Source organism: Microbacterium sp. NPDC087592 (assembly GCF_044743585.1).
Taxonomy (GTDB): domain Bacteria; phylum Actinomycetota; class Actinomycetes; order Actinomycetales; family Microbacteriaceae; genus Microbacterium.
In genome coordinates this window covers 2,326,964-2,341,696 of record NZ_JBIUWT010000001.1, presented here as the reverse complement: position 1 = coordinate 2,341,696, position 14,733 = coordinate 2,326,964, and the positions used below count along the sequence as shown (strand labels likewise).

Sequence of the window (14,733 nt, the reverse complement as noted above, 5' to 3'; positions counted from 1 at the left end):
TTCAACCGCCGACGTGCACCGGCCGAGCGTTCACCGGCGGGGCCCCGACCTCCTGCACGGTATGACCGCTGCAGGCGGTGTTCGTCATGCGAGCCTGCTCGATTCGCGACACGACGAACCAGCGCATCGCGTCGCGCAGCAGACACCATCCGACCAGGTACCACCGGCCGTTCGTGGAGGCGAACATCACGGGCTCGATCTCACGCGCGGTCGTGGCACCGGCGAGGGAGGTGTACTGGATCCTGACCGTCCGCTGTTCGGCCATCGCCTCCTCGAGGACCGACCGGACGGCGCGGGAGGACGGGGGCGATCCATCGACCCACACTCGACTCCCCAGCTCGGCGGCCCTCTCCCGCGTGCGGGGATCGAGCACGTCCATGATCTTCTCGACACCCGCCGATGCCAGGTCGGCGTAGGGGGCGTCGGATGCCGCCGAGACAGCCGCCAGGAGCGCCACGGCCTGCGCCGGCGAGAGCGTGATGGGCGGCAGGGAGGCGCTCGATGCCAACCCGTAGCCACCACCGGGTCCCGGGCGCGACCACACCGCGGCGCCGCTGCTCGCCAGCGCGGCGAGGTCGCGCTTCACGGTGCGGACGGACACCTCGAACTCGGCGGCGAGCCGATCCGCGCTGCATCCCCGCGTGCCGTTGCGGCGCAGCATCTCCGTCAGGGCATGGAGCCGCTCAGTCCGCTTCACCGCCGGCACCTCGTTGAATTCATGACAGAAATAGTGCCATACACCTGTCCGGAGCTGCTGCGAGCATCGAGACATGACGACAGAAACACGGAATCCGACCATCATCCTGATCGCGGGCCACTGGCTCGGCGCCTGGGCCTGGGACGAGGTGCAGGAAGGGCTGACGGCCGACGGTCAGAACGCCGTCGCGATGACACTCCCCGGCCTCGACGCGCACGATCCCGAACGATCGTCCCGGACCCTCGACGATCAGGCCGCGGCGATCGAAGAGGCCATGGCCCGCGCCGACGCCTCGGTGGAGAACCCCGTGGTGCTCGTGGGTCACAGCGGGGCCAACGCTCCGCTCAGCATCGTCCTCGACCGGCATCCCGAGCGCGTCCGTCGGATCATCTGGGTCGACTCCGGACCCGTCGCACCGGGAAGCGTCTTCGCCCCGGAGCTCCCCGACACGGTGGCGGAGCTGCCTCTGCCGCCCTTCGAGGTCCTCGGAGAGCAGGCCAGCCTCGAGGGTCTGAGCCCCGAGATGCTCGAGCGCTTCCGTGCCCGAGCCGTCCCCGAGCCCGGGCCGGTGCTCCGGCAGCCCGTGAAACTCACGAACGAGGCGCGCCGCCGAGTCCCCACCACCCTCGTCTGCTGCTCCATCCCCAGCGCACAGCTTCTGGAACTCGCCCGCGCCGGGCACCCCATGTTCGCCGAGGTCGATGCCCTCGATGACCTCGAGGTCATCGATCTCCCGACCGGACACTGGCCGATGTGGAGCCGCCCTGCGGATCTCGCGAAGACGATCGGTTCCGCGGCGACGCGCGTCGACTAGCGAACCGAAACCTACCGCGCTCCCTACATCCATCCGCGGGAATGAATCCGCCCGTGCCGTGGTTGTTGATATATCCGGAGAACTCCGGAGCACGGGAGGAATCGTGGGTAAGAACTACGTCGACATCGAGAACGACCAGGGAGCGACGCTGCGGTACCGCAAGCACGCGAACGGTCGAGGTCTCGTCGCGCATGGCGCGAAGGTGCATCCGAAGGCGCACATCGAGGCGGGTGCCTATATCGAACCGGGCGCGCGCGTCGGCGCCGGGGCCACCATCGCCCGCGGCGCCTGGATCGACGAAGACGCCGTGGTCGGCGAGGGAGCTTTCGTCGATGCGCACGCGCACATCGGTCAGGGAGCCGCGATCGGCGACCACGCGTACGTGGGTGTCCGCACCGACGTCGGCGCCGGAGCGCGCATCGTCCGCGGCGCCAGGATCGGCGACGACGAGACGGTCGCCGCCGGACTCACCATCGCGACGGATCAGAAGGGCCTCTGGCTCGCGGCCTGACGCCCCGCGCTCGACCTGAGCGGGTCGGGTGGAGCGACTACAGCAGTCGCCGCTCCGACGCCCACGCGGTGAGTTCATGCCGCGACGAGAGCTGCAGCTTGCGCAGCACGGACGACACGTGCGTCTCGACCGTCTTGATCGAGATGAACAGCTCCGACGCGACCTCCTTGTAGGCGTAGCCGCGGGCGATCAGACGCATGACCTCCTGCTCGCGCGCCGAGAGCCGGTCGAGCTCATCCGTCGCGGTCGCTGTCTCCCCCGCGACGGCCCCGAACGCGTCGAGCACGAAGCCGGCGAGCCGCGGCGAGAACACCGCATCACCGTCGGCCACGGCATGAACCGCCTTGCTGACCTCGATGCCGGACGATCCCTTGGTGATGTAGCCGCGGGCGCCGGCGCGGATCACCCGCACGACATCGGCCGCCGCATCCGACACGCTCAGCGCGAGGAACCGGGCCGTCGTCGGCGCCGAGCCGCGGATCACGGCCTCTCCCCCGGTCGCGTCGTCGCCCGGGCCGCCCGGCAGGTGCACGTCGAGCAGCACCACATCGGGCTGCGTCGCGCCGATCACCGCGATGGCGGACGGCACGTCGGCAGCCTCCCCGACCACATCGACACTGGCATCGAGGTCGGCCCGCAGACCGGAGCGGAAGATCGAGTGGTCGTCGACGATCACGACGCGGATGCTGTCAGCCACGGTTCTCCTCCCGGGACGTGATGCTCAGATGCACCTCGGTGCCGTTCTCGTCGCTGCGGACCCCGCCAGAGCCGCCGGCGCGACGCATCCGGCCGATGATCGACTCCCGCACCCCGAGGCGGTCGCTGGGCACGTCGTCGAGGGAGAACCCGGCACCGCGGTCGCGGATGAACACGTCGACGCCCGTCGCGCTGCCCTCGATGTACACCGAGATCTCGCCACCGGCGTGACGAGCCGCGTTCAGGATCGCCTCTCTGGCCGCCGCCGCGAGCTCGCCACTCGCACGCTCGGCGGAGAGGCCGGCCGAGACCACATCGATGCGCACCGGGTAGTCGAGTTCGAGCGCTCCGGCGTAGTCACGCAGGTCCGTCGGCAGGTCGCTGTCGGCCGGGGCGTCACCGTCGTACAGCCACGCCCGCAGCTCGCGCTCCTGCGCCCTGGCGAGACGCGCGGCCTCGCTGGAGGCACCGGCCCTGTTCTGGATCAACGCGAGCGTCTGTAGCACGGAGTCGTGCAGGTGCGCGGCCATCTGGCTGCGCTGCTCCTCGCGGATACGGCGGACCCGCTCACCGGAGAGTTCGCGCCACCGCGGGATCAGGGCCGACGAGACCACGGCGGCGAGCCCGGCGAGCGGGAGGAGCACGAGCGCCACCCCCGACCGAGCGATGGGCCAGGAGAGCAGCACCGTGAACAGCAGCGCCAGCAGCAGGATCGCGACGACCCGCACCGTCATCGTGTGCCGTGGCCCGCGGGCCGTGTCCGTCCGGTCGATGAGGGTGGCCCACAGCCCGGCGCCGGTCGCGAACGCCGCCGCGCCGCCCACCACGACCGCGGCGAGATCCGGGGGGATCGACCCGCTCAGCCAGTCGCTGCCCCCGCGCCAGACCAGGACGACGAGCATCCCCACGGCGGCAGGAGCGATCAGCAGCCAGGCCACCGGCATCCGCCTCGTCGGTGCGCTCTCGCCCTCGGCCCACGGCATGAAGACCCAGCACCAGGCATAGAGCAGGATGCCGGCGCCACCGCACAGTGTCAGCGCGATGAACAGCGCCCGCACCAGCCCCACGCGCACGCCGAGGTGACGGGCGAGACCGGCGCTCACGCCGGCCACCAGGCAGTCGCGGTCGCGGGTCAGCGGCGGGCGCGGCGGTGCAGCCACGCGCGGAGGTCGCGCAGGAGCGTGCGCCGAAGAGGACATGTGGCAATCCAATCATCCGCGTGCCCGCTCCGGGTCCTCCCCTGCCCAGAATCAGGGGTCGCTCAGGGGTTCCCCCCATGGCAGGCAGTACGCGGCTGCCGCCAGGATCGAAGCATGACGATTCCGACTGCGCCACCGCCCCCCGCCGACCACGCCGCTCCGGCCACCGGTACACCGGGCACCGGCATCCCTCGCGGAGCCGAGCGATTCCTCCTCTGGGTCGCCGGTCTCGGCGTCGCCCGGTCCGAGGGCTGGCTGGGCGGTGTCTCGGCGGGCATCGCCGCCCGACTGCGCATCGACCCGCTGATCGTCCGCGGCGTCCTCGTGGTCGCGGCCCTCTTCGGGCTGCCGGTCATCTTCCTGTACGCCGCGGCCTGGGCGCTGCTGCCGGACGTCGACGGCCGCGTCCACGTCCGCGATCTGCTCCGCCGCGACTACCAGCCGGTGCAGTGGGGCATCCTCGCGATGGCCGTCATCGGGCTGTTCCCGACCGCTCCCCTCGCCGGCCGCCTCTTCGGACTCGGCTACGACGGCTGGTCGGCCCTGTCTCTCATGAGCTGGATCATCGGCCTCGTCCTCGTCGCCGTCCTGCTCATCCTCATCGTGCGTGCTGCGAGCCGCACCCCGGGTGCTTCCGCGCCGGATCTGCCGATGGCTTCCGCAGATCCGGCGGCCCCGGCCGCGTCCGTCGCCCTCGGTGGTTCGGGTACCGCCGAGGCGACGGACGCCACACTCCCGTACGGCGCGTACGCTCCGGCGGATGCGGACACCGTGGTTGCGGACACGCCTGCCTCGGCCGCCCTCGCCGATGCCCCGCCGCTCGACCCGGCAGCGACCGCGGCGATCCCGCCCGCGCCTCCCGCCCCCCTGCCTCCCGGCTCGCAGGACCCCGCCGCCCTCGAGGCCTGGCGCGGCCAGCACGCCGCCTGGAAGGAACAGGACCAGGCGTGGCGACGCCAGCAGCAGGACATCGAGCGCGCCGCCCGCGATCAGCTGCGCCGCGAGCGCCAGGCCGAGGCCGCCGTCTTCGCCTCCGAGGCGGCCGAGCGTCGGCGCATCCGCCGCGCATCGAACCCGCGCGCGGGCTTCGCATTCGCCGCGACCATCCTCGGTCTCGCGATCATCACGGGGGCGGCAGTCGGCCTCGTCGCGGGTGGCGACGTAGTCGGCACCGCGCTCGGACTGCTCGCCGCCGCCCTCATCCTGGCGCTCGGGATGATCGTCGCCGGGGCTTTCCGTCGACGCAGCGGCTTCCTGGCCTTCATCACCGTGCTCACGCTGGTGAGCGGGCTCGTCGTCGGGGGGTTCTCCACCCTGCAGGGCTTCAGCCTCGGCTGGGCGTCGGTCACGAACTACCGTGCGGAGCACATCCGGCAGCCGTTCGGCGAGCTCAACGTGACTCTGAATCAGCATGACGACGCGCCCCGGCCGATCGTGATCGAGAAGGGCTCCGGCGCGACCAACATCTACGTCGATCCGGGTGTCCAGCTGCAGCTGCGTGCGACCGTCGACACGGCGGACATCACGTGGACCCGCGTCGACGCGGAGTACTACAACGTCATCGATTCCGGCACCTGGGCGGGCACGCGGCGCGACGGGGAGTCGGTCGTCTCCGAGAACATCTCTGCGGAGAACATGTCGACGACCACCATCCAGCCCGTCACCATCGATCAGAACAGCGGCGAGATCTCCATCACCGTCGTCGAGCCGAAGAAGGAAGACCAGTGATGAGCACTCCCACGACCACCGAACCGACCACCGCGCCGCGCACCCGCTGGGCGGCCATCATCTGGGGACTGCTGTTCGCGACCATCGCGGCCCTCGCCCTCGGCCAGCTCGCCGACCCTTCCCGTCGGGAGACGATCGCGGACGCGCTGATGACCATGACGCCCACGACGATCACCGCGATCGTCCTGCTCACCGCCGGTGTGCTGCTGCTCGTCGGCGGGGCCGCCGGGCTCATCCGCCGTGCACAGCGCAAGCTGGCGGCCGCATCCCACCCGCAGCAGGAAGTGGCCGCGCCCTTCGCCGAGTAGCCTTGTCCGCATGGCGAATCAGGGAAGACGGCCCGCGAAGGGCGCAGGCCGCGGCACCCCCGTACGGCGCAACAAGGCCGCCCCCGCCGAGCGGTTCCCCCCGCAGAAGCCCAAGAAGAAGACGGCCAAGGTCGTCTTCGACGCCCCGCAGTCCGAGCCCGAGGCACCGCGCACCTTCCGATTGGGCGCGGTGCCCGGTGCGACTCCGGGCAAGTGGATCGATGCGTGGAAGCAGCGGATGCCGCGCGTGCCGCTCGAGCTCGTCCCGATCGAGGCGGCCACGCAGCGCGCCGCCCTCGACCAGCTGGATGCGGCGCTGGTGCGACTGCCGCTCACGGACGAGTCGCTGCACATCATCCCCCTGTACGACGAGGTCCCGGTGGTCGTGGCCGCCGCCGACTCGCACCTGATGGCGGTCGAGGAGCTCACGTCCGCCGACCTGGAGGGCGAGGTCGTGATCGGCCTGACCGACGACGTGCTCGGACCGCTCGACCTCCCCGGCACCACGCCGGCGGGCTTCGCCGCCCTGCCGACCCACGAGGCGATCGCGACCGCGGCATCGGGAGTCGGCATCGTGGTCGTCCCGATGTCACTCGCCCGCATGCATCACCGCAAGGATGCCGACCACCGCATCCTGGCTGAAGGACCGACCTCGACCGTCGCCCTCGTCTGGCCGCGCGAGCGCACCACGCCCGACGTCGAGACGTTCGTCGGCATCGTCCGCGGGCGCACCGCCAACTCCTCCCGGTGACCGGCGACGGTCGTCGCGCTCGTTAGAATCTCCTGGTGGCCTCGCTCCTCTACGTCTGCGTGCGTCCCGAGCTCGGGGCGGCGGATGCTGAGCACGCCTCGTTCCGGCGGGCGCTCGGCGCCGACGTGGTCGACCGGCTCGACCTGCTGCACACGCCGCTCGACCTCGAGCGCGCGCGGGGCTATCGGGGCATCGTCGTCGGCGGTTCGCCGTACAACGTCTCCGACACCGTGAAGTCCCCGGAGCAACTGCGCGTCGAGGCCGACCTGCGCACCCTGGCCGATGCGGCCGTCGCGTCCGAGGTCGCCGTGTTCTTCACGTGCTTCAGCATCGGCGTCGTGACCCGCATGCTCGGCGGAGATGTCGTCACCGACACCCCGGAGCCCGCGAGCGCCACGGTCATCGACGTCACGCCCGAGGGTGCAGCCGACCCGGTGTTCGGCCCCAGCGGGCCCGCTCTCACGGTCTTCACGGCACACAAGGAGAGCGCGGCGCACACCCCGCCCGGCGCCGTGCTGCTCGCGACGAACGAGGTGTGCCCGGTGCAGGCCTACCGCGTGGGCACGCATCTGTACGCGGCGCAGTTCCACCCCGAGCCCACTCCCCGCGACTTCGCCGACCGCATGACGTTCTACCGCACCACCGGCTACTTCGACCCCGACGAGTTCGACGCGGTGCAGCAGCAGGTGCTCGCGGCATCCGTCACCGAGGGCGCGGCGCTCCTCCGGCGATTCGCCGAGACCTTCGCCTGAGTCAGCGCGCCTGAGTCAGCCGGCTGCCCCGTCGCGCAGCAGAGCCACCCGCTCCCGCAGGTATGCCTCCAGCGGCATGAAGCCACCGGCGGCGCTCCAGCGTACGGACGGGACGCCGTCGACCAGGGCCAGCGGACCGGACGAGCGACCGGCGTCCACGGCGTCGACGTCGATCACGCTCCACCCCACGTGCACGACCTCGCCCTCGTCGAACCCGCCACGCAGCGCCTCGGCCCGACGCTCGGCCCGCTCGCGAGCCGACTCGGCCGTGTAGCCGCGGCGGCCGGGATCGGCGGCCCGCAGCACCTCGGCGGTCGCCAGCGCATGCGTGTCGGTCAGCAGCAGCGCCCCGAGATGCCAGGCTTCGCCGACGCGCACGATGCGGCGCCCGCGCCACCGCGAATCGCGCTGCTCGCCCAGCCCCTCTTTCGGGGCGCCGGCGAGATCGGCCACAGCCGCGGTCAGCAGCGCCAATGCGGTGGTCACAGTTCCCCCTGCACAGCCTCGCCCGCGCGTGCCGGTCCGACGACCTCCGCGCGATCGCCGCGCAGCGTCATCCCGATCAGCGGATACAGCAGCACCGAGAGCATGCCGGCCCCGACGAGTGCGGCGGCCGTGCCGGTGTCGAGCATGTCCTGATCCACACCGATCGCGGTGACCGCGACGATGATCGGCAGACCGGTGGCGGCCAGCAGCCCGAGGGCTGCCCGGTCGCGGACGCTCATCCCCGCGGGAGCCGAGAGCTGCGCCGCCGCACCGCGGATCACGAGCAGGGCGATCAGGAAGATCGGCACCAGCGCCAGCGCGGTGGGTGAGGTGAGCAGCGCTTGCAGGTCGAACGTGACACCGGTGTAGAGGAAGAAGATCGGCACCAGGAAGCCGAAGGCGATGGCCTCGATCTTGCTCTCGATCTGCTCAGCGGACTCCTTCGGCGCGCGCGTCATGATGATGCGCCAGACCGCACCGGCCACGAACGCACCGAGCAGCATGTCGAGGTCGAGCATCACGCTCAGCCCCACGAGCGCCGCGATGAGGAGGATCACGAACCGCACCCCGAACTGGTCGGACGTGTGCAGTGTGGCGAGGACGATGCGATGGAGTCGGCCGTGGGGCACGCGATGCGCCAGCAGCACCGCGAGTCCGGCCAGCACCACGAAGGTCAGCAGCACGGCCGTGGCGATCGGCGTGGTCCGAGTGCTCAGGAAGATCGAGATCGCGATCAGGGGCAGGAACTCCCCGACGGCCCCGATCGTGCTGATCGCTCGCCCGAAAGGCGTGTCCAGCTCGCGGGCATCGCGCAGGATCGGCATCAGCGTGCCCAGCGCCGTGGAGCTGAGCGCGATCCCGACGACGATCATCCCCTCGCCCGGAGCGAAGAAGAAGCCGAGGCCGATGCCCAGCAGCACGCTGAGGAGCCAGCCGGCCGATGCCCGCGCGAGCGGCTTCCCGGCCACCATCTTGAAGTCGATCTCGGTGCCGGCGACGAAGAACAGCAGCGCCAGGCCGAAGTCGCTGAGCTTCTCCAGCAGGGGGCCGGGCTCGACCCAGCCGAGCACGGCAGGCCCGACGAGGATGCCGAGCACGAGCTCGAACACGACGATGGGCACCCGCACCACGGGACGCACGCCGCGGGCGAGCAGCGGCGCGGCGACAGCCAACAGGGGGATCAGCACCAGGCCGAGGTCACTCGCTTCCACGGTCTCAGAGTAGCGAGTCGCCTCCCGCGATTCGCCCCCGCTCAGCATCCACGGCAGAATCGATGCACACCCTCGAGGAGCCCCCATGTCTCAGCCCGATACCGCCCGCCTGCTGATCGCCTGCGACGACCAGCCCGGCATCGTCGCCGCTGTCGCCGGTGTGCTCGCCCAGCACGGCGCGAACATCATCTCGCTCGACCAGCACTCCACCGATTCCGAGGGCGGACGCTTCTTCCAGCGCACCGTGATCCACCTCGACGGACTCTCCGCCGCGCGCCCGGCCCTCGAAGCCGACATCGCCGCCGTTGCCGAGCGCTTCGGCATGGAATGGTCGCTGCACGACGTGGCCCGCCGCAAGCGCGTCGCGATCTTCGTGTCCAAGTACGACCACTGCCTGATGGAGCTGCTGTGGCGCACGCAGCGCGGCCAGCTCGACATCGACATCACGATGGTCGTCTCCAACCACCCCGATCTGGCCCAGTCGGTGCGCTCGTTCGGTGTGCCGTTCGTGCACATCCCCTCCGGCGACAAGGCCGCCATGGAGGAGCGTCAGCTCGAGCTGCTGCACGGAAACGTCGACCTCGTCGTGCTCGCCCGCTACATGCAGATCCTCACCGACGACTTCATCACCCGTCTCGAGGTGCCGGTGATCAACATCCACCACTCGTTCCTGCCCGCGTTCATCGGTGCGAACCCGTACGCGCGTGCCAAAGACCGCGGCGTCAAGCTCATCGGCGCGACCGCGCACTACGCGACGGCCGACCTCGACGAGGGCCCGATCATCGAGCAGGACGTCACGCGCGTGACCCACTCCGAGTCGGCGGCTCAGCTGCAGAGCCGTGGTGCCGACGTGGAGCGCCTGGTGCTCGCCCGCGCCGTGCAGTGGCATGCCGAGGACCGCGTGATCGTGCACGGCAAGTCCACGGTCATCCTCTAGCGGTCGGCGTCGTCCCAGGCGTTCCGGTTCTCTTCGATCCGCGCGTCGATCTCCGTCGAGGACGCGGACCGGCGAGCCCGGTCCGCCGGAATCCCCGCCGCCAGCTCGGCGAACACCTCAACGGCGGAGTCGTGGCGCACGAGTGGGGCGGCCTGGCCCATCCACAGCGACTGCAGCGCGCCCAGGTTCTGTTCCCCCGCCGCGGTGCGGAAGCGGCCGGTGAGCCAGTTCTGCATCGGGAATGGAGCGATCGTGCCGCTCGCCTCGATCGCCCGCACGACGCGGTTGCGCGCCCCGCGAGCCAGTCGCCCGCTCATCGCGCGCGTGAGCACGGTCTCGTCGGCGGCAGTGGACCGGATCGCCTCACGGTGGGCCTGGTTCGCTGCAGACTCGGCGGTCGCGAGGAACGCCGTCCCCACCTGCACTCCGGAGGCGCCCAGCGCGAAGGCCGCGGCCACCCCACGCCGGTCAGCGATGCCTCCCGCCGCGATCACGGGAACGTCGACCGCATCGACGACCTGCGGCACTAGCGCGAACGTCCCGACCAGCGACTCCTCCGCCGGGCGCAGGAACGACACCCGGTGACCCCCGGCCTCCGCTCCGGTGGCGACGACGGCATCCACGCCCGCCTCGGCGAGGGCGACCGCCTCGGCCACGGTGGTCGCGGTCCCCACGAGCCGGATGCCGCGGCGGTGAGCCTCATCGACCATGGCCGCAGACGGCACGCCGAACACCACGCTGAGCACCGCGGGCGCGATCTCCCAGACCGCCTCGAGCTGCTCCTCCAGAGGCGGGTTGTACCGCTCCGGCCGGGCGGGCACCTCGATGCCGACCGCCTCGTAGAACGGCTGCAGCGCCTGCGCGAAGATCGTGTGCTGCGGGTTCGGCTCGACCTCATCGCCCGTGGGGATCCAGATGTTCACCGCGAACGGCCGGTCGGTCGCCGCCCGCAGCTCGGCCCCGGTCGTGCGGACGCGGTCACCGTCGTAGCCGTACAGACCGAACGACCCGAGCCCGCCGGCGTCGCTCACCGCGGCGGTGAGGGCGGTCGAGGAGAGCCCGCCGAACGGGCCGAGGATGATCGGATGCTCGATCCCGAGCAGGGCGCGAAGGTCACTCATGCTTCGACGTTACGCCCGCAGCGGAGGGAGACGGTCGACCGTGACGGCCGGTCCCGCGGTCCCCGGTGCTACCCTCGGCTGCAGAGGGGAGTGCGCATGAGCGAGTGGTTCGGGCAGATGCTGAGCTTCGTCGCGACCGCGCTCGGACTCGTCTCGATGCCGGATGCCGCGGCCCTCGGTCTCGCCATCGCACTGCTCGCCGTGACGGCGCTGACGCTCGCGATCGTGCTGAGCGTGCGCCCCGAGGCCACCTCCGACGCCCCGCATCCGCTGCGGGCCATCGATGTCGGAACCCTGCTCACGCAGAGCGATCCTGACGCCGCCGGTCATCCGCGCCCGCGGGCGCCGGGAGTCGCGACCGCCGCGTAGTCCGTCCACACGACGGGATCGCGCGGCTTTCGCCGACCCTTCCCGACGCCACGAACGGACACTTCCATGGACCCCTTTGCCTTCCCCCCACTCGCCGCCCTCCTCGACGCCGCCTACGGCGCGCTGACCGGGCTCTCCGACCTCCTGACCCCGATCGCCGGAGCATCGGCCGCCGCCCTCGCGGTCGTGCTCGTCACCCTGCTGGTGCGGGCGCTGCTCGTCCCCGTCGGCATCTCGCAGGCCAAGGCCGAGCAGACCAGGGCGCGCCTCGCCCCGAAGCTGCGCGAGCTGCAGCGCCGCCACAAGAAGAACCCCGAGCGCCTGCAGAAGGAGATGATGGCGCTGTACAAGGCCGAGAACACCTCGCCGTTCGCGGGGATGCTCCCGGTGCTGGCGCAGGCCCCCGTCGTCGGCATCCTCTACACGCTGTTCCTCCGGCCGGAGATCGCCGGACATCCGAACGAGCTGCTCTCTCACGACCTGTTCGGTGCTCCGCTGGGCACGAGCCTGTTCTCGGCGCTGTTCGGCGGCACGGCCACTCCGGCGACGTTCCTGGTGTTCGGGGTGCTGCTCGCCATCATGATCGCGGTCGCCGAGGTCACCCGCCGGGTGTTCCGCCCGACGCCGGTCGAGGGCGACGATTCGCCGCTGAACTCCCCCACGATGCTGCGCGTGATGTCGTCCCTGCACTACCTGACGGCGGTGTTCGCGGCCTTCGTGCCCCTCGCGGCTGCGCTGTACCTCACGGTCACAGTCGTGTGGACGCTCGTGCAGCGCGTCATCCTGCGCCGACGCTTCCCGCTGCCGACGCCGGCGGTCAGTCGGGCAGCGGTATCGGGGCGGTGAAGGGGCCGGAAGGACCGCCGTCGCGGCGGTCCTTCCGCACGCCGAGCGTCGCGCCGACGCTGGCGGCGATCACGAGGGCGACCGCCAGCAGCCGCAGCGGGGTCGCGTCCTGCCCGAGGATCAGCCAGCCGGCCAGTGTCGCGAACGCCGGCTCGAGGCTCAGCAGCACGCCGAACACGCGCTGGGGCAGACGGCGCAGTGCGGCCAGCTCGAAGCTGTACGGGATGACCGACGACAGCACCGCGGTGATGGCGGCGAGCAGCAGCAGCTGCGGATCCATCGCGACCGTCGATGCGGCCGGGATGCCGACCGGGATCAGCAGCACGGCCGCCACCACGAGCCCCATCGCCAGGCCGCTGCTGCCGGGGATGAGGGCGCCGACACGGGCGCTCATGCGGATGTACATCACCCAGAACCCGGCCGCGATGAGGATGAAGACGAGCCCCAACGGGTCGAGCGGCTCGGCTCCGATCAGGCCGTCGATGCCCAGGGCGACCATGCCGAGGAGGGCGACACCGACCCAGGCGGCATCCGCCAGACGACGGGTGAGCACCGCGGCGAGCACGAGCGGCCCGAGGAACTCGATCGCGACAGCGGGGCCGAGCGGAATGCGGTCGATCGCCGCGTAGAAGAAGCCGTTCATCGCGGCCAGCGAGACGCCGAAGAGCACCGCGGCGAGCCACTGCGGGCGCGTCCACTTCCCGGGCCGCGGCCGCACGATGACGACGAGCAGGATCGCGGCGATCGCGACCCGCAGCGAGGTCACGCCCCACGGCCCGAGCACCGGGAACAGCTGCGCCGCAACGGCCGCGCCGAAGGGCAGCGAGAGGCAGGAGCCGATGACGAGTGCGACGCCCACGAGGGGGCCGGATGCGGCGGGCTTCTGCACCAGACAAGCTTAGGCGGCCGCCCGCCGCCGGCCGCCCTCAGATCAGAGCGGCTTGCCGCCCGTCACCGCGATCACCGAGCCGGAAGTGTACGAGGACTCGTTCGAGGCGAGGTACACGTAGGCGCTGGCGAGCTCCGCCGGCTGACCCGCGCGTCCGAGGGGCGTGTCCTGCCCGAAGGTCGCCAGCCTCTCCGCGTCCCAGCCGGTCGCGGGGATCAACGGCGTCCAGATCGGACCGGGAGCGACCGCGTTCACCCGGATGCCTCGGGGCCCTGCCTCCTCAGCGAGCGCCTTCACGAACGCCACCTGCGCGGCCTTGGTCATCGCGTAGTCGATGAGGCCCGGAGACGGGTTGAACGCCTGGACGGATGCCGTCACGATGATGCTCGCTCCGGGCTCGAGGTCGGGGTACGCCGCGCGGGCGGAGAACAGCAGACCGACGAGGTTCGTGTCGAACACGCGCCGCATCCGGTCGGTCTCCAGGCTCTCGAAGCCGTCGATGTCGTGCTGGTACGCGGCGTTGAGCACGAGCGTGTCGAGTCCGCCGAGCTCGCTCCGTGTGCGGGCGACGATGTCGGTGGCGAAGGCCTCGTCGCGCAGATCTCCGGCGAAGCTCACCCCCGTGCGTCCGGCCTCACGAACCAGGGCCAGAGTGTCCTCCGCGTCGTCCTGCTCCTCCGGCATGTGCGCGATCGCGACATCGGCGCCCTCGCGCGCGAAGGCGATCGCGACGGCTCGCCCGATGCCGGAGTCCCCGCCGGTGATGAGCGCTCGGCGCCCCGCCAGCCGGCCGTGGCCGACATAGCTCTCCTCGCCGTGATCGGGGTCGGGACGTGTCAGCTCCGTGAGCCCGGGCTGGTCCTGCTGCTGCGCGGGGAAGCCTTCTTCGCGATGCGCGTGCCGGGGGTCGGAAGTGTTGTCGGTCATGGCCGATCCTCCTCGTCTCGATGTGTCCGACCGACTCTTCCGGATCGGCAGCCGCGAGTGCAGGGGGTTGACAGCCGTGCGGGGAGGCAGGAGGAGCGCCGCCGCGAGAGGAGCTGTGCGGCGGGTCAGAGCTGAGGCGTGACGGGGACCTCTTCGGTGCCGGGTTCCACGCCCGCCTCGGCGGGTTCGGGAACCAGGTACAGCCCGCTCGGCGCGTTGGCGGTGAAGGCGAGCGCCTCGATCCACGCCCGGTTGATGGAGGGCTGACGGCTGCCGAAGTACTTGAACACCAGCGAGCTGCCCGGCTGGATCCAGACCGTCGTGCGTCCGCCGCCGACGCTCGCGTCTTCACGCCAGCTGAACGGGAACGGCTCGCCACGGCGCAGCTTCGCGGTGATGACGAGCTGCAGGTGTGTGAGAGCGCGGTCCTCGATCTCGGTCTTCACTCCGCCTTCATAGACGAACTTGCCCATTCTGTGCTCCTTGGTCGC

Annotated in this window: 18 protein-coding genes; 9 read left to right on the top strand and 9 right to left on the bottom strand. The window is 71.2% G+C overall.

Annotation, left to right across the window (positions count from 1 at the left end; translation table 11 throughout):
• Position 1 precedes the first annotated feature (1 nt).
• Entirely contained in the window at positions 2-697 is a 696-nt protein-coding gene (locus ACIOTO_RS11225; protein WP_400857865.1) for a helix-turn-helix transcriptional regulator, read from the bottom strand.
• 73 nt (positions 698-770) lie between these two features.
• On the opposite strand from ACIOTO_RS11225, the gene ACIOTO_RS11220 reads away from it, so the two are divergent.
• Together ACIOTO_RS11220 and ACIOTO_RS11215 are read left to right on the top strand one after the other, a co-directional pair.
• On the top strand, positions 771-1,511 hold the full coding sequence (locus tag ACIOTO_RS11220; protein ID WP_400857864.1) for an alpha/beta fold hydrolase: 741 nt from the start codon (positions 771-773) through the stop codon (positions 1,509-1,511).
• A 103-nt stretch (positions 1,512-1,614) separates the two neighbouring features.
• Complete coding sequence (locus tag ACIOTO_RS11215) at positions 1,615-2,022, top strand: DapH/DapD/GlmU-related protein (protein ID WP_029261372.1); 408 nt, start codon at positions 1,615-1,617, stop codon at positions 2,020-2,022.
• 37 nt (positions 2,023-2,059) lie between these two features.
• Here the strand turns inward: ACIOTO_RS11215 and ACIOTO_RS11210 are convergent, their stop codons facing one another.
• Together ACIOTO_RS11210 and ACIOTO_RS11205 are read right to left on the bottom strand one after the other, a co-directional pair.
• Positions 2,060-2,719: a response regulator transcription factor gene (locus tag ACIOTO_RS11210; protein ID WP_215070350.1), complete on the bottom strand. Its 660-nt coding sequence runs from the start codon at positions 2,717-2,719 to the stop codon at positions 2,060-2,062.
• On the bottom strand, positions 2,712-3,878 hold the full coding sequence (locus ACIOTO_RS11205) for a PspC domain-containing protein (RefSeq protein WP_400857863.1): 1,167 nt from the start codon (positions 3,876-3,878) through the stop codon (positions 2,712-2,714). The genes ACIOTO_RS11210 and ACIOTO_RS11205 overlap by 8 nt, the downstream gene beginning before the upstream one ends.
• A gap of 153 nt (positions 3,879-4,031) precedes the next feature.
• Here ACIOTO_RS11205 and ACIOTO_RS11200 point away from each other — a divergent pair, with 153 nt between their 5' ends.
• Genes ACIOTO_RS11200 through ACIOTO_RS11185 form a run of 4 tightly spaced genes read left to right on the top strand, consistent with a single transcriptional unit; the run spans position 4,032 to position 7,456 of the window.
• Positions 4,032-5,645, top strand: coding sequence for a PspC domain-containing protein (locus ACIOTO_RS11200; protein ID WP_400857862.1), 1,614 nt, complete (start codon positions 4,032-4,034; stop codon positions 5,643-5,645).
• Positions 5,645-5,953: a hypothetical protein gene (locus ACIOTO_RS11195; protein ID WP_105710504.1), complete on the top strand. Its 309-nt coding sequence runs from the start codon at positions 5,645-5,647 to the stop codon at positions 5,951-5,953. The genes ACIOTO_RS11200 and ACIOTO_RS11195 overlap by 1 nt, the downstream gene beginning before the upstream one ends.
• Positions 5,954-5,963: 10 nt before the next feature.
• Positions 5,964-6,704 (top strand): substrate-binding domain-containing protein, encoded by a 741-nt coding sequence (locus tag ACIOTO_RS11190; RefSeq protein ID WP_036303143.1) that lies wholly within the window; start codon positions 5,964-5,966, stop codon positions 6,702-6,704.
• 35 nt (positions 6,705-6,739) lie between these two features.
• Positions 6,740-7,456 (top strand): GMP synthase, encoded by a 717-nt coding sequence (locus ACIOTO_RS11185; protein WP_400857861.1) that lies wholly within the window; start codon positions 6,740-6,742, stop codon positions 7,454-7,456.
• A 15-nt stretch (positions 7,457-7,471) separates the two neighbouring features.
• On the opposite strand, the gene ACIOTO_RS11180 is transcribed toward ACIOTO_RS11185, so the two are convergent.
• Complete coding sequence (locus ACIOTO_RS11180; protein WP_400857859.1) at positions 7,472-7,942, bottom strand: glutaminase; 471 nt, start codon at positions 7,940-7,942, stop codon at positions 7,472-7,474.
• Positions 7,939-9,153 (bottom strand): cation:proton antiporter, encoded by a 1,215-nt coding sequence (locus ACIOTO_RS11175; RefSeq protein ID WP_400857857.1) that lies wholly within the window; start codon positions 9,151-9,153, stop codon positions 7,939-7,941. Before ACIOTO_RS11175 ends, ACIOTO_RS11180 begins: the two co-directional genes overlap by 4 nt.
• An 85-nt stretch (positions 9,154-9,238) precedes the next feature.
• Here ACIOTO_RS11175 and purU point away from each other — a divergent pair, with 85 nt between their 5' ends.
• On the top strand, positions 9,239-10,090 hold the full coding sequence (gene purU / locus ACIOTO_RS11170) for a formyltetrahydrofolate deformylase (RefSeq protein WP_091027524.1): 852 nt from the start codon (positions 9,239-9,241) through the stop codon (positions 10,088-10,090).
• On the opposite strand, the gene ACIOTO_RS11165 is transcribed toward purU, so the two are convergent.
• On the bottom strand, positions 10,087-11,211 hold the full coding sequence (locus tag ACIOTO_RS11165; RefSeq protein WP_400857856.1) for an NAD(P)H-dependent flavin oxidoreductase: 1,125 nt from the start codon (positions 11,209-11,211) through the stop codon (positions 10,087-10,089). The two genes, purU and ACIOTO_RS11165, sit on opposite strands and share 4 nt — an antisense overlap.
• A gap of 96 nt (positions 11,212-11,307) precedes the next feature.
• Between ACIOTO_RS11165 and ACIOTO_RS11160 the strand changes: the two genes are divergently transcribed.
• Together ACIOTO_RS11160 and ACIOTO_RS11155 are read left to right on the top strand one after the other, a co-directional pair.
• Entirely contained in the window at positions 11,308-11,580 is a 273-nt protein-coding gene (locus tag ACIOTO_RS11160) for a DUF6412 domain-containing protein (RefSeq protein WP_029261361.1), read from the top strand.
• Positions 11,581-11,646: 66 nt separating this feature from the next.
• A complete protein-coding gene (locus ACIOTO_RS11155) occupies positions 11,647-12,426 on the top strand; it encodes a YidC/Oxa1 family membrane protein insertase (RefSeq protein WP_400857855.1) in 780 nt (259 codons plus the stop codon).
• Here ACIOTO_RS11155 and ACIOTO_RS11150 read toward each other — a convergent pair.
• The 3 genes from ACIOTO_RS11150 to ACIOTO_RS11140 all read right to left on the bottom strand — a co-directional run bounded on the left by ACIOTO_RS11150 (position 12,398) and on the right by ACIOTO_RS11140 (position 14,715).
• Positions 12,398-13,315 carry a DMT family transporter gene (locus ACIOTO_RS11150; protein WP_105710513.1) on the bottom strand — a complete coding sequence of 306 codons (918 nt, stop codon included), beginning with the start codon at positions 13,313-13,315 and terminating at the stop codon, positions 12,398-12,400. The genes ACIOTO_RS11155 and ACIOTO_RS11150 overlap by 29 nt on opposite strands.
• A gap of 42 nt (positions 13,316-13,357) precedes the next feature.
• A complete protein-coding gene (locus tag ACIOTO_RS11145) occupies positions 13,358-14,242 on the bottom strand; it encodes an SDR family oxidoreductase (RefSeq protein ID WP_400857853.1) in 885 nt (294 codons plus the stop codon).
• A 125-nt stretch (positions 14,243-14,367) separates the two neighbouring features.
• Positions 14,368-14,715: an ATP-dependent DNA ligase gene (locus ACIOTO_RS11140; protein ID WP_105710515.1), complete on the bottom strand. Its 348-nt coding sequence runs from the start codon at positions 14,713-14,715 to the stop codon at positions 14,368-14,370.
• Between the last annotated feature and the right edge of the window lie 18 nt (positions 14,716-14,733).

Bases quoted from the DNA above. Each gene is read 5' to 3' on its own strand.
- ACIOTO_RS11160 (WP_029261361.1), top strand. From the start codon at position 11,308: ATGAGCGAGTGGTTCGGGCAGATGCTGAGCTTCGTCGCGACCGCGCTC.
- ACIOTO_RS11220 (WP_400857864.1), top strand. From the start codon at position 771: ATGACGACAGAAACACGGAATCCGACCATCATCCTGATCGCGGGCCAC.
- ACIOTO_RS11155 (WP_400857855.1), top strand. From the start codon at position 11,647: ATGGACCCCTTTGCCTTCCCCCCACTCGCCGCCCTCCTCGACGCCGCC.
- ACIOTO_RS11190 (WP_036303143.1), top strand. From the start codon at position 5,964: ATGGCGAATCAGGGAAGACGGCCCGCGAAGGGCGCAGGCCGCGGCACC.
- ACIOTO_RS11200 (WP_400857862.1), top strand. From the start codon at position 4,032: ATGACGATTCCGACTGCGCCACCGCCCCCCGCCGACCACGCCGCTCCG.
- ACIOTO_RS11140 (WP_105710515.1), bottom strand. From the start codon at position 14,715: ATGGGCAAGTTCGTCTATGAAGGCGGAGTGAAGACCGAGATCGAGGAC.
- ACIOTO_RS11195 (WP_105710504.1), top strand. From the start codon at position 5,645: ATGAGCACTCCCACGACCACCGAACCGACCACCGCGCCGCGCACCCGC.
- purU (WP_091027524.1), top strand. From the start codon at position 9,239: ATGTCTCAGCCCGATACCGCCCGCCTGCTGATCGCCTGCGACGACCAG.
- ACIOTO_RS11165 (WP_400857856.1), bottom strand. From the start codon at position 11,211: ATGAGTGACCTTCGCGCCCTGCTCGGGATCGAGCATCCGATCATCCTC.
- ACIOTO_RS11145 (WP_400857853.1), bottom strand. From the start codon at position 14,242: ATGACCGACAACACTTCCGACCCCCGGCACGCGCATCGCGAAGAAGGC.